General features: G+C 64.3%; 20 protein-coding genes. 7 read left to right on the plus strand and 13 right to left on the minus strand.

The features are described 5' to 3' along the window. The first annotated feature begins 83 nt into the window (after positions 1-83). Together AC1RR3_RS33575 and AC1RR3_RS33580 are read left to right on the plus strand one after the other, a co-directional pair. A complete protein-coding gene (locus AC1RR3_RS33575; protein WP_492828760.1) occupies positions 84-809 on the plus strand; it encodes a thermonuclease family protein in 726 nt (241 codons plus the stop codon). Positions 810-916: 107 nt separating this feature from the next. Continuing rightward, a complete protein-coding gene (locus AC1RR3_RS33580; RefSeq protein ID WP_492828762.1) occupies positions 917-2104 on the plus strand; it encodes a pyridoxal-phosphate-dependent aminotransferase family protein in 1188 nt (395 codons plus the stop codon). A gap of 166 nt (positions 2105-2270) precedes the next feature. On the opposite strand, the gene AC1RR3_RS33585 is transcribed toward AC1RR3_RS33580, so the two are convergent. Then, a complete protein-coding gene (locus AC1RR3_RS33585; RefSeq protein WP_492828764.1) occupies positions 2271-3371 on the minus strand; it encodes a hypothetical protein in 1101 nt (366 codons plus the stop codon). Then, positions 3371-4807, minus strand: a complete 1437-nt coding sequence (locus AC1RR3_RS33590) for an MBOAT family O-acyltransferase (RefSeq protein WP_492828765.1) — start codon at positions 4805-4807, stop codon at positions 3371-3373. Before AC1RR3_RS33590 ends, AC1RR3_RS33585 begins: the two co-directional genes overlap by 1 nt. A gap of 297 nt (positions 4808-5104) precedes the next feature. On the opposite strand from AC1RR3_RS33590, the gene AC1RR3_RS33595 reads away from it, so the two are divergent. Next, positions 5105-7210, plus strand: a complete 2106-nt coding sequence (locus tag AC1RR3_RS33595) for a S9 family peptidase (protein ID WP_492828766.1) — start codon at positions 5105-5107, stop codon at positions 7208-7210. Between the two features lie 211 nt (positions 7211-7421). Here the strand turns inward: AC1RR3_RS33595 and AC1RR3_RS33600 are convergent, their stop codons facing one another. The 5 genes from AC1RR3_RS33600 to AC1RR3_RS33620 form a co-directional block, all read right to left on the minus strand. Then, positions 7422-8141, minus strand: a complete 720-nt coding sequence (locus AC1RR3_RS33600; RefSeq protein ID WP_492828767.1) for a ribonuclease activity regulator RraA — start codon at positions 8139-8141, stop codon at positions 7422-7424. Between the two features lie 123 nt (positions 8142-8264). Next, positions 8265-10001 carry an L-arabinonate dehydratase gene (gene araD / locus AC1RR3_RS33605; RefSeq protein WP_492828769.1) on the minus strand — a complete coding sequence of 579 codons (1737 nt, stop codon included), beginning with the start codon at positions 9999-10001 and terminating at the stop codon, positions 8265-8267. Beyond that, positions 9998-10861 (minus strand): ABC transporter permease, encoded by an 864-nt coding sequence (locus AC1RR3_RS33610; protein WP_492828771.1) that lies wholly within the window; start codon positions 10859-10861, stop codon positions 9998-10000. Before AC1RR3_RS33610 ends, araD begins: the two co-directional genes overlap by 4 nt. Before the next feature lie 11 nt (positions 10862-10872). Beyond that, the gene (locus AC1RR3_RS33615) at positions 10873-11634 is read right to left on the minus strand and encodes an ABC transporter ATP-binding protein (RefSeq protein WP_492828773.1); all 762 of its coding nucleotides are present in this window, start codon (positions 11632-11634) and stop codon (positions 10873-10875) included. Continuing rightward, the gene (locus AC1RR3_RS33620) at positions 11634-12653 is read right to left on the minus strand and encodes an ABC transporter substrate-binding protein (RefSeq protein WP_492828775.1); all 1020 of its coding nucleotides are present in this window, start codon (positions 12651-12653) and stop codon (positions 11634-11636) included. Before AC1RR3_RS33620 ends, AC1RR3_RS33615 begins: the two co-directional genes overlap by 1 nt. A gap of 91 nt (positions 12654-12744) precedes the next feature. On the opposite strand from AC1RR3_RS33620, the gene AC1RR3_RS33625 reads away from it, so the two are divergent. The 3 genes from AC1RR3_RS33625 to AC1RR3_RS33635 all read left to right on the plus strand — a co-directional run bounded on the left by AC1RR3_RS33625 (position 12745) and on the right by AC1RR3_RS33635 (position 17649). Beyond that, a complete protein-coding gene (locus AC1RR3_RS33625; protein ID WP_492828777.1) occupies positions 12745-13449 on the plus strand; it encodes a GntR family transcriptional regulator in 705 nt (234 codons plus the stop codon). Between the two features lie 197 nt (positions 13450-13646). After that, positions 13647-14075 (plus strand): response regulator, encoded by a 429-nt coding sequence (locus tag AC1RR3_RS33630; protein ID WP_492828779.1) that lies wholly within the window; start codon positions 13647-13649, stop codon positions 14073-14075. Positions 14076-14106: 31 nt separating this feature from the next. Next, positions 14107-17649: a PAS domain S-box protein gene (locus AC1RR3_RS33635; RefSeq protein ID WP_492828795.1), complete on the plus strand. Its 3543-nt coding sequence runs from the start codon at positions 14107-14109 to the stop codon at positions 17647-17649. A gap of 165 nt (positions 17650-17814) precedes the next feature. Here AC1RR3_RS33635 and AC1RR3_RS33640 read toward each other — a convergent pair whose 3' ends face one another. After that, positions 17815-18450 carry a response regulator transcription factor gene (locus AC1RR3_RS33640; protein ID WP_492828781.1) on the minus strand — a complete coding sequence of 212 codons (636 nt, stop codon included), beginning with the start codon at positions 18448-18450 and terminating at the stop codon, positions 17815-17817. Between the two features lie 149 nt (positions 18451-18599). On the opposite strand from AC1RR3_RS33640, the gene AC1RR3_RS33645 reads away from it, so the two are divergent. Next, entirely contained in the window at positions 18600-18905 is a 306-nt protein-coding gene (locus tag AC1RR3_RS33645; protein WP_492828782.1) for a hypothetical protein, read from the plus strand. 55 nt (positions 18906-18960) lie between these two features. On the opposite strand, the gene AC1RR3_RS33650 is transcribed toward AC1RR3_RS33645, so the two are convergent. The 5 genes from AC1RR3_RS33650 to AC1RR3_RS33670 all read right to left on the minus strand — a co-directional run. Continuing rightward, positions 18961-19464, minus strand: coding sequence for a response regulator (locus AC1RR3_RS33650; protein ID WP_492828784.1), 504 nt, complete (start codon positions 19462-19464; stop codon positions 18961-18963). Positions 19465-19604: 140 nt separating this feature from the next. Beyond that, positions 19605-19922: a hypothetical protein gene (locus AC1RR3_RS33655; protein WP_008565131.1), complete on the minus strand. Its 318-nt coding sequence runs from the start codon at positions 19920-19922 to the stop codon at positions 19605-19607. 2 nt (positions 19923-19924) lie between these two features. Further along, positions 19925-20806 carry a CheR family methyltransferase gene (locus AC1RR3_RS33660; RefSeq protein WP_492828786.1) on the minus strand — a complete coding sequence of 294 codons (882 nt, stop codon included), beginning with the start codon at positions 20804-20806 and terminating at the stop codon, positions 19925-19927. 61 nt (positions 20807-20867) lie between these two features. Beyond that, complete coding sequence (locus AC1RR3_RS33665; protein ID WP_492828788.1) at positions 20868-21254, minus strand: response regulator; 387 nt, start codon at positions 21252-21254, stop codon at positions 20868-20870. Positions 21255-21285: 31 nt separating this feature from the next. Continuing rightward, positions 21286-21576: chemotaxis protein CheW (locus AC1RR3_RS33670; RefSeq protein WP_492828790.1), on the minus strand; the 291-nt coding region annotated here is incomplete at its 5' end.

Consider the following 21576-nt stretch of genomic DNA (forward strand, 5'->3'; position numbering starts at 1 on the left):
CGTTAGGCATAAGCTGGCCGGGCGGACAAAAGCCGACCACAATTGCGCGGCTTATCGAGATTGTCCTGAACACGCGGATCGGCATGTTGCGAAAATTCCTGATTTTGCTGTCTTTGCTCACCCTGCCGTCGCTGGCTGAGGCCGCCGACATCACCGGCACGGCAAAGGTGCGCGACGGCGATTCCGTCGTGATCGGCACCACGCGGATCCGGCTCGGCGGCATCGACGCGCCGTCGTCCGACCAGCTCTGCCTCAACACCAAGAGCGAGCGCTGGACCTGCGGCATCGCCGCGCGCGACGAGCTCGCCAAATATACCGAGGGCAAGAACTGGGTGTGCCATACCCGCGCGATCGACCGGCGCGGCCGCACCGTGGCGCGCTGCGAGGTCGGCGGCGAGGACATCCAGAAATGGCTGGTGCGGAGCGGCTGGGCGCTGGCCTACACCCGCGTCTCCAAAGATTACGAACCCGACGAAGCCGCCGCGCGCGAAGCCAAGGCCGGCATGTGGCAGGGCGCCTTCATCGCGCCCTGGGACTGGCGCGTGCGCAACAAGAAGACGACGATATTGGGCGCCACCAAGCCGCCGGAGGGTGCCCATTCGGTGCTGCTCGCCTCCGCCTCGGGGCCCGTCGCGCCCTCGCCGGACTGCACCATCAAGGGCAATGTCAACAGCGCCGGCGAGTGCATCTATCACCAGCCGACCAGCCGCTGGTACACCCAGATCAAGATGCGGATCAGCAAGGGCACCCGCTGGTTCTGCTCGGTAGAAGAGGCCGAAGCGGCCGGTTGTCGGGAGACAAAGCGTTAGAGGCCGTCTGGCCTGCGTTTTAGGCGCTTTTCTTGGCTCCCAGCGCCGCGTAAAAGCAGGACTCAGCGACCCACCATCCTGTTCTCAAGCAACAAGGACCAAGAGCAATGACCGTTCGCGCGGGCCGGGAATTTCTGGCCATCCCCGGGCCCACCACGATGCCTGACGAGGTGCTGCGGGCGATGCATCGTCCGGCGATCGACATCTACTCCAAGGAGATGCACGAGCTGACTGATACCCTGCTCGCAGACATCTCCAAGCTGTTCGCGACCAAGGGCAAGTCCTACATCTATATCGCCAACGGTCATGGCGCCTGGGAAGCCGCTTTGAGCAACGTTTTGTCGCGCGGCGACAAGATGCTGGTGCTGGAGAGCGGTCGCTTCGCGATCGGCTGGGGCAACGCCGCCGCCCTGATGGGCGCCGAGGTCGAGGTGCTCAAGGGCGACTGGCGCCGCGCGGTGCGGCCGAGCGAGGTCGAGGAGCGCCTGCGCCGCGACAAGGAGCACAAGATCAAGGCCGTCGTCGTCGTCCAGGTCGATACGGCCTCAGGCGTGCAGAACGACATCGAGGCGATCGGCAAGGCGATCAAGGCGAGCGGCCATCCCGCGCTGTACATGGTCGACACCGTGGCCTCGCTCGGCTGCATGCCGTTCGAGATGGACAAATGGGGCGTCGACGTCGCGATGTCCGGCTCGCAGAAGGGTCTGATGACGCCGCCCGGCCTCGGCTTCGTCGCGGCGAATGCGCGCGCGCTCGAAGCGCAGAAGAAGGCCAATTTGAGCACGCCCTATTGGAGCTGGAGCGAGCGCGAGGGCACCGAGAATTATCGCAAATATGCCGGCACCGCGCCGGTGCACCTGTTGTTCGCGCTGCGCAAGGCGATCGACATGCTGCACGAGGAAGGACTCGAAAACGCCTTCCGCCGCCACAGCCTGCTTGGAGAGGCCGCACGGCGTGCGGTCGGTGCATGGTCGGAAGGCCAGGTGCTCGGCTTCAACATTGCGGAAGCCAGCGAGCGCTCCAACACCGTGACCACGGTGACCATGAGCAACGGCCATGATCCCGCAGTGCTGCAACGCTATTGCAAGGAGAAGTGCGGCGTCGTGCTCGGCACCGGGATCGGCGACCTCTCCGGACAAGCCTTCCGCATCGCCCATATGGGCCATGTCAATGCACCGATGCTGCTCGGCACGCTGGGGGTGGTCGAGATCGCGCTGAACGCGCTGAAGATCCCGCACGGCAAGGGCGGGCTCGAGGCGGCGGTGTCGTATCTCGGTGAAGAGGTGGCGGCGTAAGGCGCGGCTTTCTTCCTTCTCCCCTTGTGGGAGAAGGTGGCGCGAAGCGCCGGATGAGGGGTTGTTTCCGCGGACTCAAGCGCGAGTTGAACTCGCGGAGAGAACCCCTCACCCGTCTCGCCGCTACGCGGCGAGCCACCCTCTCCCACAGGGGGAGAGGGTAAGATCAGTGCTCGACACGGAACGCCTCGACCTGAGCTTTCAGTTGATCCAGCGGCACGAGCGGCGTCTTCGGATCGACCCGATACTCTCCGCTCGCCAGCCACTTCAGCACCATCGCATCCACCGCCGGCGAATGGTGGATGACGTCGCTGTAGTTGCTGAGGTCATGCGTCACCGCCTTGATCCCTCGGAAATCGTACAAGCGCACATTGGAAAGCTGCGTCAGGCGCTCGGCGACACGCGCCGTGAGGTCGGTGATGATCTTCAGCGTGCCGGGTGAAGCATCGCGCATCGCGACGAATTGCAGGATCGAATAGGGCGGAAAGTAGATGTCGAAGGTCACGTCCGGATGGCGCGTGATCAGGCCGACGACATCGCGCTCGAAATGCCTGACCATGACGTCGTAGCCATAGCCTTCGCCGAGGAAGCGGCTGCGAACGGGATCGGTGATATAGGCGAAGGCGGCAAGCGTCCGCTGCGCATTGTAGGTGCGCGCGACATCGAAATCCCGCGGCAGCGCGTAGATGTCGTCGACATCTGCCAGCGCGAACTTGACGGGGAGATAGGGCGCCGCTCGCGTCAGCGGATGCTGTAGCGGCGGAACGGACCGCAGCAATGCGAACAGGGATTCCTTCGCCATCGTCGCGCTGAACAGATAGCTCGCGATTCCTTTTGCCGTCCCGCGATAGAGATCGACCGACAGAAAGGGATCGGTCTCGATCCCGGCCGCATCGACGAAGCTGAAATCGTCCATCGCCCAGATCACACTCCTGGCGCCTCGGTCGATCGCATGCTCCAGCACAAAGCCCTGCTGGCGTGAATTGGAGCCGGTCATGGCGAGCTTCAGCGAGTGAACACCGAGCACGCGGTCGATGTCGCTCTGGCGGAAATGAATCGCCAGCGAGGTACCCATGAAGGCCGTGTCGAACGACTGGCTGCGGACCAGCCCGGCATTCTGCACCCGCGTGTCGTCGGAATAGAAGGCGAGGTGCGAGGGCCGAAACAGTTGCAGGGGATCGACGACGAAGGTAAGCGCCGCCGCACCCAGCACGCACACGATGCTTGCGAGCAGCAGACGCCTCACGCTGGTGAACGATCCCCGCATCAGAACCGGAAATAGATGAATTCACTGTGGCTCTGGACGCCCAGAAAGCCGAATGCGAGCACCAGCGATGCGCCATAGAGGAACAGCGGCCGCATGTGCCCCGCCTTCAGGCTCTCGCCGACCCTGCGATTGGCATGATCGTAGCCCATGATCACCTGCGTGTTCGGCGCGAGCCACACCAGCGCGGCATAGACGGTGACCTGCACCAGCGCCGCGATCTCCTCGCGGCCGAAGACGATGGTCGCTGGATCCGCCATGGCGCGGACGATCAGCAAGGCCCAATCGACCCGCTCGGCACGGAAGAACACCCAGGCCACGACCACGGCGAGGAAGGTCAGCACGGCCCCGAGGATACGGACAGGACGCGCGAGCAACGCCGGAATGGTCGGCACCAGCGCGTTGAAGGCATGATTGATGCAGAGATAGACGCCGTGCAGCGCGCCCCAAACAACAAAAGTCCAGGCCGCGCCGTGCCAGAGCCCGCCGAGCAGCATCGTGATCATCAGATTGACGTAGCGCAGCACGCGGCCGCGGCGATTGCCCCCGAGCGGGATGTAGAGATAGTCGCGCAGGAATTGCGACAGCGTCATGTGCCAGCGGCGCCAGAACTCGACGATGCTGGTGGCCTTGTAGGGCGAGTTGAAATTCACGGGCAGGAAGATGCCGAACATCAGCGATATCCCGATCGCCATGTCCGAATAGCCGGAGAAGTCGAAATAGAGCTGGAACGTGTAGGCGAGCGCGCCGAGCCAGGCCTGGTCGAAGCTCGGCGCGCGCGCGTCGAAGGCCAATGCGACCAGTGGCTGGATGCCGTCGGCAAGGCAGGTTTTCTTGAACAGGCCGATGGCGAAGATGATGATACCGCACAGGATCAGATGCGCATGCGGGTGCTTCGACTCCTCCCGCTCGAATTGCGGGATCATGTCCTTGTGGTGAAGGATCGGGCCCGCGATCAGATGCGGAAAATAAGTCACGAACAGCGCGTAGTGCGGCAGCGCGTAGGCTGCGACCTGGCCGCGCCAGGCATCGACCAGGAACGCGATCTGGGTGAAGGTGTAGAAGGAGATGCCGACCGGCAGCAGGATGTGGACCGCGACATGCGTGCCGAGAAGCGCATTGAGATTGTCGGCGGCAAAGCCGGCATATTTGAAGATGCCGAGCACGAGGAGATCGCCGGCGACGCCGACGGCAAGTGCAGCCTTGCGTTGGGACGGGCCAAGCTTCGCCACGATGAGAAGATGGCCGACGCCATAGTTGAAGGCGATCGAGAGCAGCAGCAGGCCCAGGAACTGCCAGTTGCCGATGGCGTAGAAGGCGAGCGAGGCCAGCGCCAGCCAGATCACGGGGGCCAGATTGCTGCGCCGCCCGAGCCAGAAGTATCCGGCCAGCACGGCCGGCAGGAACAGCAGGATGAACGGGTAGGAATTGAACAGCATCAGGCTGGACCGACGGCGGGATATGGAGCCTAAAGCATACAAGGGGGCGATCAACAACCCGGCGACTTGGCGCAGTCATGCTGGCAATTGGCGGAATCGGGACGATATAAGGTGGTGCATCTCCCCCTCTCCCCGCTTGCGGGGAGAGGGTTGGGGTGAGGGGGAGTCTCCGCAGGGACGGTGACAGTTGGACCCGCGGAGAATCCCCCTCACCCGGATTGCATCTTCGATGCAATCCGGCCTCTCCCCGCAAGCGGGGAGAGGCGAAGAAACGCCTGCGCATTGAACGAGGACCGAGTGACCAAGACGAACACCCCCGCCCAGCCCCCCGTCGCTCCGCGCCGGCCGCATTCCTTTACGCATCACGGCATCACCGTGACCGACGACTATGCCTGGCTGAAGGACGAGAAATGGCAGGAGGTGCTGCGCGAGCCCAAAGTTCTCGACCCAGATATCCGCAAATACCTGGACGAAGAGAACGTCTACACCGAGAGCCTGCTTGGCCACACTTCGTCGCTCCAGAAAACGCTGGTGCGCGAGATGCGCGGGCGGATCAAGGAGGACGATTCCAGCGTGCCGTCGCCGGACGGGCCGTTCGCCTATTTCCGCAGGTTTCGCGAGGGCGGGCAGCACGAGCTGTTCGGCCGCATGCCGCGCGATGGCGGCGAGGGCCATATCGTGCTCGACGGCGACGAGCTCGCAAAGAACCACAAATATTTCAAGTTCGGCGGCAGCCGGCACTCGAACGACCACAAGCTGCAAGCCTGGAGCGCGGATACCAAGGGCTCTGAATATTTTTCCATCCGCGTGCGCGACTGGGCCACGGGAAAGGATCTTGACGATCTCGTCGAGGAGACCGACGGCGGCGTTGTCTGGAGCGCGGACGCAAAATCCTTCTTCTATGTGAAGCTCGACGACAATCACCGGCCGATGCAGGTGTGGCGGCACAAGCTCGGCACCAGACAGGCCGACGACACGCTCGTCTATGAGGAGCAGGATTCCGGCTGGTTCACCCATCTGCACGAGAGCACCAGCGGACGCTTCTGCGTGATCGCCGGCGGCGACCACGAGACCTCCGAGCAACGGCTGATCGATCTCGCCAACCCCGAGGCGCCGCCGCGGCTGGTCGCGGCGCGCGAGGAGGGCGTACAATATTCGCTGGCCGATCGCGGCGATGAACTGTTCATCCTCACCAATGCCGACGACGCCATCGACTTCAAGATCGTCACCGCACCACTCAGCTCGCCCGAGCGCAAGAACTGGCGCGATCTGATCCCGTATCGCCCCGGCATCTACATCATCGACCTCGATCTCTATGCCGGCCATCTGGTCCGGCTGGAGCGCGCCAATGCGCTGCCGTCGATCGTGATCCGCGACCTCACGACCAAGGACGAGCACGCCATCGCGTTCGACGAGGCCGCCTACTCGCTCGACACGATGGGCTCCTACGAATTCGAGACGACGAATCTGCGCTTCGCCTATTCGTCGATGACGACGCCGTCGGAAGTCTATGATTACGACATGGTCAAGCGGACACGAACCCTGCGCAAGCGCCAGGAGATCCCCTCTGGCCACGACGCCGCCGACTACGTCACCACGCGCATCATGGCGAAGGCGCATGACGGCGCCGAGGTGCCGGTGTCGATCCTGTATCGCCGCGGCCTCAAGCTCGACGGCACGGCGCCGCTGCTGCTCTACGGCTACGGCTCCTACGGCATGGCGATGCCGGCCTCGTTCAGCGCCAACCGGCTGTCGCTGGTCGACCGCGGTTTTGTCTACGCCATCGCCCATATCCGCGGCGGCGCCGACAAGGGCTGGGGCTGGTATCTCGACGGCAAGCGCGAGAAGAAGACGAATTCGTTCGACGATTTCGCCGCCAGTGCCCGCGCGCTGATCGCAGCAAAATACACCAGCGCAAAACGCATCGTCGGCCATGGCGGCTCGGCCGGTGGCATGCTGATGGGCGCGGTCGCCAACCGCGCCGGCGAATTGTTCGCCGGCATCGTCGCCGAAGTGCCGTTCGTCGACGTGCTCAACACCATGCTCGACGACACGCTGCCGCTGACGCCGCCGGAATGGCCGGAATGGGGCAACCCGATCGAGAGCGAGAAGGATTTTCGCACCATCCTGTCCTACTCGCCCTACGACAATGTCGCGGCAAAGCAGTATCCGGCCATCCTCGCGATGGGCGGATTGACTGATCCCCGGGTCACTTACTGGGAGCCCGCCAAATGGATCGCGCGCCTGCGCGCCACCATGAGCGGCGGCGGCCCGGTGCTCTTGCGCACCAACATGGGCGCCGGCCACGGCGGCGCCTCGGGACGCTTCGACCGGCTGGATGAAGTCGCGATCGTCTATGCGTTCGCGCTGTGGGCGACGGGGATGACGGAGGCCGGGGTGTAAGGCTCCCGCGCAGCCACACACTCAGCTCGTCGTCCCCGCGAAGGCGGGGACCCATACCGCGTGATCTATCGAAGAAACACAGGCAGCAGTACCAACGTCAGTTTCCTAACTACAAACCTTCGCCAAACTACTCCCTTTGGTTATGGGTCCCGGATCTGCGCTTCGCTTGTCCGGGACGACAGTAGAGAGTTTGGCGCGATCCTGGGATCAATCACCGCCCGTTCTTCTTCCGCCAGTCCGCAAAATCAGTGAGCGTCTGCGGGTCTGTTGCCGGGTAGAGGCCGAAGATGCCGCGGCCCTTGCCGACCTCTTCGGTGACGAAGTCTTCGAACGCCGTCATCTCGAAAGTTTCGTTGGCGATCTCGTCGGCGAGATGCGCGGGGATGACGATGACGCCGTCGGCATCGCCGAGGATGACGTCACCGGGAAACACCGGCGCGTCACCACAGCCGATCGGCACATTGATCTCGATCGCATGGTGCAGCGTGAGGTTGGTCGGCGCCGAGGGGCGGTGATGGTAGGCGGGAATGCCGAGCCTGGCGATCTCGGCTGAGTCGCGAAAGCCGCCGTCGGTGACGACCCCGGCGACGCCGCGCTTCATCAACCGCGTCACCAGGATCGCGCCGGCCGAGGCCGCGCGCGCGTCCTTGCGGCTGTCCATCACCAGCACGGCACCTGGCGGGCAATCCTCGACCGCCTTGCGCTGCGGGTGAGAGCGGTCCTTGAACACGTCGATGGTGTTGAGGTCCTCGCGCGCCGGCATGTAGCGCAGCGTGAAGGCTTCGCCGACCATTGTCGGCTGGTCGGCGCCAAGCGGGTGCACGTCCTGGATCATCTGGATGCGCAGGCCGCGCTTGAACAAAGCGGTGGCGACCGTGGCGGTGGAGACGGATTTGAGCTTGGTGCGGGTGGCTTCGGAAAGTTTGGTCATCGTGTTCTCTCTCTTGTCGTCATTCCGGGGCGCTCGCGTCAGCGAGTGAATCATGGTGCGCAATTGCGCCCCTGAGAATCTCGAGGTTCCGGGTTCGCTTCGCGCCCCGGAACGACGGTGAGGCTAGTAGATCGACGGCTCGCCGATCGGCGCGCCGAAATCGGTCTCGAGGAAGTCGAAGTCGCAGCCGTCATTGGCCTGCTTGATGTGTTTTGTGAACATCCAGCCATAGCCGCGCTCGAAGCGGCGCTCGGGCGCCTTCCAGGCGGCGCGGCGCTTGGCGAGCTCGGCTTCGCTCACATCGAGATTGATGGTGCGCGCGGCGACGTCGAGGGTGATGCGATCGCCATTCTGCACCAGCGCCAGCGGGCCGCCGATATAGGACTCCGGCGAGACGTGCAGGATGCAGGCGCCGTAGCTGGTACCGCTCATGCGCGCATCCGAGATGCGCACCATGTCGCGCACGCCCTGCTTCACGAGTTTTGTCGGGATCGGCAGCATGCCCCATTCCGGCATGCCCGGCCCGCCCTGCGGCCCCGCATTGCGCAGGATCAGGATGTGATCTTCGGTAACGTCGAGATTGGGATCGTCGACCGCCTTCTTCATCGACGGATAATCGTCGAACACCAGCGCCGGTCCGGTGTGCTTGAGGAAGCGCGGCGCGCAGGCGGAAGGTTTTATGACGCAGCCATCGGGCGCGAGATTGCCCTTGAGCACGGCGAGCGCACCCTCCTTGTAGATGGGATTGTCGACCGAGCGGATCACGTCGGCGTTGTGGACTTCGGCACCCTCGATGTTCTCGCCGACAGTCTTGCCGGTGACCGTAACGCAGTCGAGATGCAGATGTTGCTTGATCTCGCCCATCAGCGCCGGCAGGCCACCAGCATAGAAGAAGTCTTCCATCAGATAGGCATCGCCGCTTGGCCGGACGTTGGCGATGACGGGCACCTTGCGGCTCGCGATCTCGAAATCGTCGAGGCCGATATCCTGGCCGGCGCGGCGGGCCTGCGCGATCAGATGGATGATGGCATTGGTCGAGCAGCCCATCGCCATCGCAACCGCAATTGCGTTCTCGAACGCCTTGCGGGTCTGGATCGCCTTCGGCGTCAAATCCTCCCACACCATCTCGACGATGCGGCGGCCACATTCGGAGGCCATGCGGATGTGGTTGGCATCCGCCGCCGGAATCGAGGAAGCGCCCGGCAGCGTCATGCCGATCGCTTCGGCGATCGCGGTCATGGTCGAGGCGGTGCCCATGGTCATGCAGGTGCCGTAGCTGCGGGCGATGCCGGCTTCGATGTCGAGCCAGTCCTTCTCGGAGATTTTTCCGGCGCGCCGTTCGTCCCAGTATTTCCAGCCGTCGGAGCCGGAGCCGAGCGTCTTGCCCTTCCAGTTGCCGCGCAGCATCGGACCTGCCGGCAGATAAATCGCCGGGATGTTCATCGAGGTCGCGCCGAGCAGCAGCGCCGGCGTGGTCTTGTCGCAGCCGCCCATCAGCACCACGCCATCGACGGGATGGCTGCGCAGCAGCTCTTCGGCGTCCATCGCCAGCAGATTGCGGTAGAGCATGGTGGTCGGCTTCAACAGTGATTCCGACAGTGACAGCGCCGGCAGCTCCAGCGGCAGGCCGCCGGCCATCAGGATGCCGCGCTTGACGTCGTCGACGCGCGACTTGAAGTGCATGTGGCAGGGCTGGGCGTCCGACCAGGTGTTGAGGATCGCGATGATCGGGCGGTCCTTCCATTCCTCGGGGGCGTAGCCCATCTGCATGGTGCGGGAGCGGTGGCCGAACGAGCGGAGATCGTCGGGCGCGAACCAGCGCGCGCTGCGGAGCTGGTCGGGTGTTTTCTTCTTGGTCATGATTGGGTGCCCCATTTCTGGACCGTATTCCGCTCGATGGCGCGGAAAATCAGGTTCTCGACAAAAAGCCCGATGATAATCACCGTCAAGAGGCCCGCGAAGACCGCAGGTATGTCGAGCAGGTTACGGTTCTCGAAGATAAACCAGCCGAGCCCGCCCTGCCCCGAGGAGACGCCGAACACCAGCTCGGCCGCGATCAGGGTGCGCCATGCAAACGCCCAGCCGATCTTGAGGCCGGTGAGGATCGAGCCGAAGGCCGCGGGGATCAGGATTTTCGCCACATAGAGCAGTCCGCGCAGGCCGTAATTGCGGCCGACCATGCGCAGCGTGTTGGACACGCTCTTGAAGCCGGAATGGGTGTTGAGCGCGACCGGCCACAGCACCGAATGGATCAGCACGAAAACAAGGCTGCCATTGCCGAGGCCGAACCAGATCAGCGCCAGCGGCAGCAGCGCGATCGCCGGCAGCGGATTGAACATCGCTGTAACAGTCTCCAGGAAATCGGTGCCGATGCGGGTCGAGATCGCCAGCACGGTGAAGATGGCGGCGAGCACGATGCCGGCCGAATAGCCCATGAACAGCACCTTCAGCGAGGCCCAGGCGCGCAGCGGGATGGTGCCGTCCTTGACGCGGTCCCACAGCGTGGCGATGGTGTCGTGCAGCGTCGGAAACAGCAGGGGATTGTCGAGGGCGACGCCATAGGCCTCCCAGACCGCCGCCAGAAACAGGATGATGACCGTCTTGCGGACAAAACCGTCGTTCCACAACAGCTCAGGCACGCTCAGCTTGCGCTCAACCTCGGCTGCGCCACCGTTGGCTGCAACCGGCGCGTCACGCAGCAATATTCTCGCTTCGCCCATCGGAGGCACCCCTAATGCGACGTGGCTTCGCCGGCGAACAGGAGATCGTGGATCTCCTTCTCCAGCCGGCCGGCGCTGCCGTCTTCGTTCGAGACCTTGTCGACATCGACCACCTCGGCCTTGACCCGGCCGGGATGCGGCGACAGCAGCAGGATGCGATTGCCGATGCGGATCGCCTCCGCGATCGAATGGGTCACGAACAGCACGGTGAATTTGGTCTCGTTCCAGAGCTGGAGCAGCTCGTCCTGGCAGGTTCGCCGCGTCAGCGCGTCGAGCGCCGCGAACGGCTCGTCCATCAGCAGAATATCCGGCTCCATCGCCATGCCGCGCGCGATCGCGACGCGCTGCTTCATGCCGCCGGAGAGCGTGTGCGGATAGGCATCGACCACGCGGGTGAGGCCGACCTTCTCGATGTAGGACCGTGCGCGGGCCTCGGCGTCCTTGCGTGACAGTTTTCGCGCGGTCAGCAGCGGAAACATCACGTTGGCGAGCACGCTCTTCCAGGGCAGCAACTGATCGAACTCCTGGAAGATCATCATGCGGTCGGCGCCGGGGCCGCGGATCTCGCGATCGTTGATGCTCATGCGGCCTTCGCTCGGGCTCATATAGCCGCCGACGGCCTTGAGCAGGGTCGACTTTCCGCAACCGGACGGTCCGAGCAGCACGAAGCGGTCGGACCTGTCGACGGTGAAGGAGACCCGTTCGGTGGCAGTGACGACGGCGCTGGAGGTCTTGTAGCGCAGCGTCACGCCGCTGACGTCGAGCAGCGCCATCAGTTGCCTTTCAGATCGTGCGCGACGGGGAGATAATAATCCGTCCAGGCCTTGGGCTGGTTTTTCAGCGTGCCGGTCTTGAACAGATGCGCGGCGAACTTCATCGTGCCCTGCGGCTCGAGATTCCATTCCATCATGCCGGGCTCTTTCAGCAGATCGAGCAGCTCTTCCACCGAGGTCTTGTCGCCGGTGATCTCCTTGTAGATCTCGACCGCCTGCCTGGTGTCGCTGCGGATCAAATCCTGCGCTTCCTTGGTCGCGTCGCGCACCGCCTGGATGATCCTTAGATTGGCGTCGGCGAATTTGGTCGTGGTGAAGAACTGCGCCTGGCTCAGCGGGCCGCCCATCACCTCAGGTGAACTCAACACGACATGCGCACCCGGCACGTTCTTCAGCTCCAGGAACGTGTAGGGCGGGATCGAGAAATGGGTGTGCACCTCGTGCTTGGAATTGGACAGCGCCGCATAGGCGTCGGGATGACCAAGCTGCACGGTGTTGGTGTCCAGCTTCGCCCATTGGTCTGCGCCGAAGGCCTCGGCGGCCGCGATCTGGAGCACGATCGCCTGCGTGGAAACTTTCACGGTCGGCACGGCGATCTTGTCGTTCGGGCCGAAATCCTTGATCGACTTGATGTTGGCGTCGCGGCTGATCAGCGTCATCGGCTGGGCCGAGGTCGCGACGATGCCCTTCACGCCACCGCGGGTGCGGTCCCACAGCAGGAGAAGATTGCCGGTGCCGGTGTTGAGGATGTCGACGCCGCCGGCGAGCAGCGCATCGGTCTGCGCGCCGCCGCCGGAGAAGGTGACCCATTTGGTGGTGACGCCTGCAAGCCCGAGAGCGGCCGCATGCTTCTCGATCAGCTTCTGCTTTTCCATGATGTGGCTCGGCATGTAGAAAATGCCGGGCTGGCGCGACAGCGAGATCTCGGATTTTTGCTGGGCCTGCGCCGTGGACGCCGAGAGCGCGGTTGCGGCGAACAGGGCAGCAGCCACGAGCCTGCTACGAAGATGCTTGATCATTGTTGTGTGTTTCCTCCGGGTAAGCGTCGAGCTGCGTTGACCCTACTGATGCACTAATATATTAGTACATCAAAGGCAAGCGGGACCCGACATGGAAGCAGCCCACTCCGCGGCACGACCCGCCACCAGGCTCGATCGCGCCCGACAGGCCGCACCTCAGGTGTTCGAGCGGCTGCGCAATGCAATCATCGCCCTGGAATTGCCGCCGGGCGCGCCGCTGTCGCGCGCCGAGCTTGCCGGCCAGTTCGGCGTCAGCTCGACCCCGGTGCGTGATGCCCTGATGCGGCTCGAGGAAGAGGGGCTGGTCGACGTCTTTCCGCAGCACGCGACCGTGGTCAGCCGGATCGACATCGGCCGCGCCCAGCAGGCGCATTTCCTGCGCCAGGCGCTGGAGCTGGAGATCGTGCGGCTGCTCGCGGAACAGCATGACGCAGCCCTGATCATCCGCCTCGACCACGCGATCACGCTTCAGCAACAGTTTGCGAAAGCCGGCGAGTTCGAGGCCTTCATGGCCGCCGACAACGACTTCCACGCTCAGCTCTACACCGCCGCCGGCAAGCAGGATCTGTGGGCGCTGGTACGCAGCCGCAGCGGACATATCGACCGGCTGCGCCGGTTGCATCTGCCCTCACCCGGCAAGGCCCAGAACATCGTGCGCCACCATAGGCTGATCACGCGCGCGATCGAGGCGGCAGATGCCGATGCCGCGCAACAGCATCTGCGCAAGCATCTGTCGGGCACGCTCAGCGAGCTCGACAAGATCCGCAGCCACCACCCGGAATACCTCACCGACTAGACATCCGGCACCCGGTCGCCGTACAGATATGTGCACGTAAACGTGCATATGAAGCGCAGCGAAGTTCGCCTGTGGCGAGCAACCATCGCATCGCCCGCGAAGTGCTTGCAGGCTGGATGGAATCCGCGCAACAATTTCGCATTTGATGCTTTGATTTGGGTCGCTGGAACGTCCCATCCGACCCGGAGGTTTTTCACGTGGCCAACATCCTGATCGTGGATGACGACCCGGCCGTGCAGATCACGATCCGGTTGCTTCTGGAACGGGCCGGTCATCACGTCACCGTCGCCGGCGATGGCCGCAAGGGACTGGCGCTGTTCGAGGCCAGCCAATTCGACCTGCTGTTTCTCGACATCTTCATGCCCGGCATGGACGGGCTGGAGACGATGCGCCACATCCGGGCGCAACAGCCGGCGATTCCGATCATCGTCATTTCCGGCCGCTCGATCACGCCGGACGCCTATGCGGAGCCGGATTTCCTGAAGATGGCGACCAAGCTCGGCGCGGTGGCGAGCCTTCAGAAGCCGTTCCGGGCCGACGCGCTGCTCGCCGCAGTCGACGGCTGCCTGAAATCGGCGCAATCATCGTCGGCGCCGCAGCCCGATGCCGGCTCCGGCAGCCGATGACGGAGCCATGCATGTTGCGCCGTAGCAAGACATACGGGACCATTCTCGACGCGGCGCGAAGGCCGACATGACACTCGCGACGCGGCTGGCCATCGCGATGATCCTGCTGGTGGCCATTACCGTGACCGCAGTCGGTTGGCTGGGCTATCGCAACATCACGCAGGCCGTCATTCCGCGGGTCCTGGAGCGGGTCGAAGCCCAGTCGCGCCTGCTGGCGACCAATCTTGAATCCTACGTTGCCGGAGTTCGCGGCGATCTGAGCGGCTATCGTTCCGCCGCGGCGATCAACGGCCTGATCCGCGCTCACCTCGGCGGAGGCACTGACGCATCTGACGGCGTTTCGGAGCAGACCTGGCGCGAGCGCATCGCAGCGCGGCTCGCGGCCGAGATCGAGGCCAAGCCCAGCTACGGGCAGTTTCGAATCATCGGTCTTGATGACGACCAGCGCGAGCTGGTCCGCGTCGATCGCTCCGGCCCGAATGGAGCAACGCGGATCGTCCCCGACAGCGAACTGGAGAGCAAGAGCGAACGCCCCTACTTTCAGGAAACGATGCGCCTGGCGCCGGGCGAGATTTATGTGTCGCCCATCGATCTTGCGACCCGCCAGGGGGGCACCACGGCCGCGCACATTCCGACTCTGCGGGTCGCGACACCGCTGTTCACGCCGGACGGCAAACCGTTCGGCATCATCATCGCCAATATCGACATGCGTCCGGCACTCGACCGCGTTCGCTCGACGACGAGCTCGGGAGGAGAGATCTACGTCGTGAATTCGCGCGGCGACTATCTCGTTCATCCCGATCGGGCGCGAGAATTCGGCTCATTGCGCGGCCACCCAGCTGACTGGCGCCAGGATTTTCCGTTTTTCTCGGCTCTGGCCGGCACCCCGGACGTATCCACGCAGCTCACGACCGACGGGGCGGGCCGGCCGAGCGGCGCGGCACTCGCGCCGGCGCTGCTTGCGGGCAAGGAATGGGTCGCAATCATCGTGACCATTCCCCCGCCCGTCTTCGGCCGCGTGCCGGCGGCCATTCAAAAAACTTCCTTGCTGGTCGGCGTGCTTGCCGTCCTCGCCGCGGCTTCGCTCGCCGTGCTGCTGGCACGCTCCCTGACTCGCCCGATCGGGCGCCTGACCGCGGCCGTGGAGGCCATCGGCAGCGGACGGCGAGCAGACATTCCCGTCGATGCAAGCGGCGAGACGGGCGTGCTGGCGCGGGCTTTTGCCCAGATGGTCGAAGAGACGCGGGCGAAAACAGCCGCTCTCGAACGCGAGGTCGAGGAGCACCGCCGCACCGAGGCCGCACGAAGCCATCATGCGGCGCGTGAGCACTTGTTCAGCGCCGCCGTCGAATCTTCCGACGACGCGATCGTGATGCAATCGCTCGATGCCATCATCACGGGCTGGAATCCCGCCGCCGAGCGCCTCTATGGCTATTCGGCGAATGAGGCGATCGGGAAATCCACCGCGATCATTGTCCCACCCGACCGCCGCGAGCAGGGCAGGGACATTTTGGGGCGAATTGCCCGGGGCGAGCCGATCGAACGCTTCGAGACGGTGCGCATGCACAAGGACGGCACGGCAGTCGAGATCTCCCTCAGCCTCTCCCCGATCAGGGGGCCCTCGGGTGAGGTCATCGGTGCCTCCGGGTCGGCCCGCAGCCTCACCGAGGCGCGACGGACCGAACGGGTGCTGCAGCAGCAGCTCGAAGAGCGGCGGCAGATCTTTGACACCTCGCAGGATCTGATCATGATCATGGATTCACGGGGTCATATCGCGCAGGTCAGCCCAAGCTGCGAGCCCGTTCTCGGCTACACCCCCAACGAGATGATCGGCCGCAGCGGCGTCGATTTCATCCATCCCGCCCATCTCGATCAATCCCGCGAGGAAATGCGCGCGCTCCGGCGCGGCGGACACCCGAAACTCGCCGATACCCGCTGCTTCCACAAGAGCGGGCGCGAGGTCTGGCTGTCCTGGCTCGGCAACTGGTCCGATCAGGCCAAGCGCTTCTTCTTCGTCGGGCGCGACATGACCGAGGCGAGGCTCGCGGAGGAATCCTTGCGCGAGAGCGAGCTGCTCGCGCGCAACATCGTCGAGACTGCGCTCGATGCCTTCGTCCAGACCGACGATCGCAGCACCATCCTGAACTGGAGCTCGCGGGCCGAAGAGCTGTTCGGCTGGCGGCGCGACGAAGCGCTGGGCAAGAACGCGGTCGACCTCATCGTTGCCCCGGTTGAGCGCGAGAGGGTCAAGGCAGGTCTCTCACGGTTCCTCGATTCCCCGGACGGCCAGACGCTCAACCGGCGCCGCGAACTCATGTGCTGTCGCCGCGACGGCAAGGACTTCAAGGCCGAGTTGAGCGTCACGGCGCTGCGACGCCGCGAGGGCATTCTGTTCAACGTGTTCTACCGCGACCTCACCGAGAAGATCGCGTCCGAGGAGCGCATCCGCCACGCCGAGAAGATGGAAGCGGTCGGCCAGCTCACCGGCGGCGTGGCGCACGATTTCAACAACATCCTCACCGTCATCACGGGAACGATCGAGATCCTGGCCGACGCGGTCGCCAAGGAGCCGGAGCTTGCGGCGATCACCAAGATGATCGACGAGGCCGCCGGGCGCGGCGCCGAGCTGACCCAGCACCTGCTCGCGTTTGCCCGCAAGCAACCGCTCCAGCCGCGCGAGGTCGACATCAACTCGCTGATCGTCGACACAGCAAAGCTGTTGCGGCCGACGCTCGGCGAGCAGATCCAGATCGAATCGGTGTTCGAGGACGAGAGCTGCGTTGCGGTGGTCGATCCCAACCAGCTCACCACGGCGATCCTCAACCTCGCGCTCAATGCCCGCGATGCCATGCCCGGCGGCGGCAAGCTGATCGTGGAGACGGGCGCCGCCTATCTCGACGAGGTCTATGCCAGTGTCAACGATGTCCGGCCCGGCCACTACGTCCTGATCGCCGTAAGCGACACCGGCACCGGCATTCCGGCGGGCATGCTGGCGAGGGTGTTCGATCCCTTCTTCACCTCGAAGGGACCGGGCAAGGGCACCGGCCTCGGGCTCTCCATGGTCTACGGCTTCATCAAGCAGTCCAGCGGACACATCAAGATCTACAGCGAGGAAGGCCACGGCACCACGATCAAGATGTACCTGCCGCCCGGCAAGACCGCGACGGCGGTCAGCGAGGGCGTGACTCCCGCGACGATCGAGGGCGGGCACGAGACGATCCTGGTGGTCGAGGACGACCGTCTGGTGCGCGACTACGTGCTGGCGCAGCTGTATTCGCTCGGCTACGTCACCTTGCAGGCCGCGAACGCTGCCGAAGCGCTTGCGATCGTCGCCGCCGGAAAGCCGTTCGACCTGCTGTTCACCGACGTCATCATGCCCGGCAAGATGAACGGACGGCAGCTCGCCGACGAGCTGATGAAGACGCGCCCCGATCTCAGGGTGGTCTACACGTCAGGCTATACCGAGAATGCGATCATTCACCACGGCCGGCTGGATTCGGGCGTTCTGCTGCTCGCAAAGCCCTATCGCAAGTCGGATCTGGCGCGGATCATCCGCAAGGCGCTGAACGCCTGAAACGGGCGAGGCTCGCAATCTCGTGTCCCGGACGCACTGCAGCGTGCAACGCTGCTGTGCAGAGTCGGGAACCAACGTCTAGCTGGAAGCAATGATGGGCCCCGGCTCTGCAGCGCACCACTGCGTGATGCGCTGCGTCCGGGGCACGAGAGAAGAGCCCGCCGCTTACGACGCGCGCTGGGCCGCGGTCATCACGATCCGGATCAGGTCGGCGGCATTGCGCGCGCCGAGCTTCTTCATGATGTTGGCGCGGTGGTCCTCGATGGTGCGCGGGCTGATGCCGAGGGTGCGGCCGGCTTCCTTGTTGGACGCACCGGCGGCGAACTGCTCGAGCACCTCGCGCTCACGCCGCGTCAACGGCTCGCGTCCGGGGAAATGGAGCGAGCCGAATTTCGGCGAGGCGTTCTCCGACTGCCTGCGTGCATAAGCGCCGATCGCCTCGTCGAGCCGGCCGACGATCTCGCTACCGCGGAACGGCTTCTCGATGAAGTCGAGTGCGCCGCTCTTGATGGCGCCTACCGCCATCGCGATGTCGCCCTGCCCGGAGATCATGAAGATCGGCGCCGGATAGTCCTCGCCATGCAGTTCCTTCAGAATGTCGAGGCCCGACTTTCCGGGAATGTGCACGTCGAGCAGGACCGCAGCAGGTGTGCGGCTTCGCGCGACGGACAGCAGCGCTGCGCCGTCCGCAAAACAGATCACTTCATAGCCCGCCGCCTTCAACACCATCGACAAGGTGTCGCGAACGGCAGGGTCGTCGTCGACCACGAAGATTTCACCACGAGAGGTTTGCTCGGCCATGTGCCACATCCAGTTGGCATTACGGACTCGCGTCCGCGCCAACCGTTATGGCGTTCGGCGCGGATTCGGCCCACCCGTATTTGTACGGGACATGGACTTAACGCACAAGTAGCGGCGAGGTGCCTTATTGCGGGGGACGGAGAATATCCATGCTAAATTACGCCGGCACACCCCCGCTCGCCGCAATGGCTGACGCCGACAGCCGTCAGTTGATCGCAGCCGAACTTCGCTCTCTGATCGCGCGGATCGACATCAGTATGCGTTTGATCGACGCGGCGATGACTGCGGACGATATGGAGCCGCAAGACGATAGTGCGATTGCGGGTTCCACCGAGATTTTCGTGCTCGACGACGTCACGCCCCGTTATGCCACGGCGAGCGCCGCCCTCAACGCCTGCCGGGCGGAGCTCGGCCACGCCCTGCAGCAGCTGTCGGAATCTGGCAACCCGGCATAGACGACCGCGATCGGCGCGGCGGCTGCCGCATCCGGTCGCATGGCAGCTCCGCGCCTCAGGTGCGGTGCCGTTCCACGATCGCATCGGTGGCGACGCCGCCCCAGGTGTGGATCGCCGGCAGTCCCATCGCGGTCTTGCCGAGGTTGGCGAGGCTGATGCGCAGGGCCGCCAGATCAAGCGGCTTCGGCAGGCTCTGGAGCCCGATCCCGACCGAGCGGGCGAAGCTGCGGGCGGCGCTGCGGCGCTTGCCGTCCATGCCGCTGATGACGATCACGGCACCGGCGAATTTCGCCTCCGCCATCTCGCGCAGCACGTCGATGCCGTCGCCATCCTCCAGCACCAGATCGAGCGTCACGCAGTCGAAGCGCGCGGCGCGGAGCTTTTCGATCGCTTCCGCCACCGACGGCGCCACGGTGACCTCGTGGCCGGCCTGCTTGGCGGCGACCGTGATCAGGCTGCGCTGCGTGGCGTCGTCGTCGATCACCAGAAGCTGAAGCGCACGCCGCTCGGCGACGTCGGGCAGGTTTGACGGGATGGGGGAGAGGGAACTTCTGGGCATTGCCGTATCCTGAGATTGAGACCACCAATGGATACACGGTTCGCGCTTAGGCGACGTAAAACCGCTGCGGCAAATTCATTCGGATGTTTCAGCAAATATAAAGCAACGTGGCGGAAAGCGCGGGTGCTACCGCGCGCCGGTCACGCCGCCTCGTCGCGGCCACCGGCGGCGCCGCGCTTCTTCCGGTTCTTGCCGCGCAGGAACTGGATGTCCATCTCGGCGCCGTTGACGCGCACCAGCTCGCAGCGGCGGTAGGCAAGGCCCGTGGACGACAGCAGCAGGAAGAACTCCTTCAGGTTCAGCCCCTGGATCGAGCCTTCCACCGTGAGGATGGCGTCGGTGTCGGAGATCGCGTTGAGCTTGCAGTCGCGGCGCCACGTGCCGTCGATCGCCATGATGCAGACATCATAGCCGCGACTGAACGTGACGCGCTCCGCGCCCTTGCCATCCTCGGCCATGCCTATCGTCCTGCCATCACCGCCATGCGTGGCGGAACAGCTCCGGCGACGGCCGGCTTGGCCGCGGCTGCGCGCGGATCGTTCGGCTTGTAGAGGCCGCGACGCTCCGGAATTGGCCTGAATGTATCGGTCAGCCCGACCACGGTTTCGGCGGCACCCAGCACCAGGAAGCCGTCGGGCTCGATCTGGCGCGCGAGGCGGTTGAAGATGTTGATCTTGGTATCCTGGTCGAAATAGATCAGCACGTTGCGGCAGAAGATGACGTCGAATGTGCCGAGCTGGGCGAAATCGTGCAGCAGGTTGAGCTGCCGATGCTGGATCATCGCCCGCAATTCGGGATTGATCTGCCAGGTCTCGCCGGTCTGCTTGAAATATTTCATCAGCATCTGGATCGGCAGTCCGCGCTGCACCTCGAACTGGCTGTAGATACCGGCCTTGGCTTTCTCGAGCACCTCCTGCGACAGGTCGGTCGCAATGATCTCGATGCGCCAGCCGGTGAGGGCCGCGCCCATCTCCTTCAGGCACATCGCCAGCGAATAGGGCTCCTGCCCGGTCGAGCCGGCGGCGCACCAGATGCGGACGCTGCGGCGGCCGGCGCGCGCCTTGATGACCTCAGGCATGATGTGGTCGCGGAAATGATCGAACGGGACCTTGTCGCGGAAGAAGAAGGTCTCGTTGGTGGTCATGGCTTCGACCACGTTGGTGATCAGCTCGCGCGAGCCGCCCTGAAGCTTCTGCACGAGCTCGGGGATGCCGGAAAGCCCCGCCTTGCGGGCCAGCGGCAACAGCCGGCTTTCGATCAGATATTGCTTGTCTGCAGACAGGTCGAGCCCTGAACTGTCCTTCAGGAATTTACGCAGATACTCGTACTCGGTCGGGGTCACGGGTAGCCTCTTCGAAGCTGTACTGGGAACACTCTGGCCAAAGCATTTCGGCCAGACACACTCAGGCCATGGCTTGTCCGACCGGGAGCAAACCGACTTCAGCGAACTTGTCGGCGATGATGTCTTTGTCGAATGGCTTCATGATGTACTCGTTAGCGCCGCCGCTGAGCGCTTGAGCGATATGAGCCACGTTGTTCTCGGTGGTGCAGAACACCACTTTCGGCTGGTCCCCGCCGGGCAGGCGGCGCATGTGGCCCATGAACTCGAAGCCGTCCATCACCGGCATATTCCAGTCGAGCAGCACGGCATCGGGCAAGCCGCGCTGGCAGATTTCCAGCGCCTTGGAGCCGTCCTCGGCCTCGGTGACTTGGAATTCCAGGCCTTCCAGGATCCGGCGTGCGATCTTGCGCACGACGCTGGAATCATCGACCACCAAACAGGTCTTCATTTTGGTTCTCCGGCTTCGATGTTTCGTTGGCTCACGCGGCCATCTGCACTTCGGTCTTCAATTCGAGCACGCGATCGACGTCGAGGACGACCATGAGCTGGCCGTCGAGGCGGTGAACGCCGCCGGCGAGCTTGGCCATGCGGGGGTCGAGGTTGACGGGGTTCTCTTCCTTGCCGTCCTCGGCAAGGCGCAGCACCTCGCCGATCTGGTCGATCAGGAGGCCATAGGATTCACCGCGCAGGTCAACACCGACCGCCATCGGCACCTTGCCGTCCTCGGGCTTGGGCAGGCCGAGCCGGGCGCGCATGTCGACCACGGTGAC

This window comes from Bradyrhizobium sp. GW821-FHT13H05 (assembly GCF_058804065.1).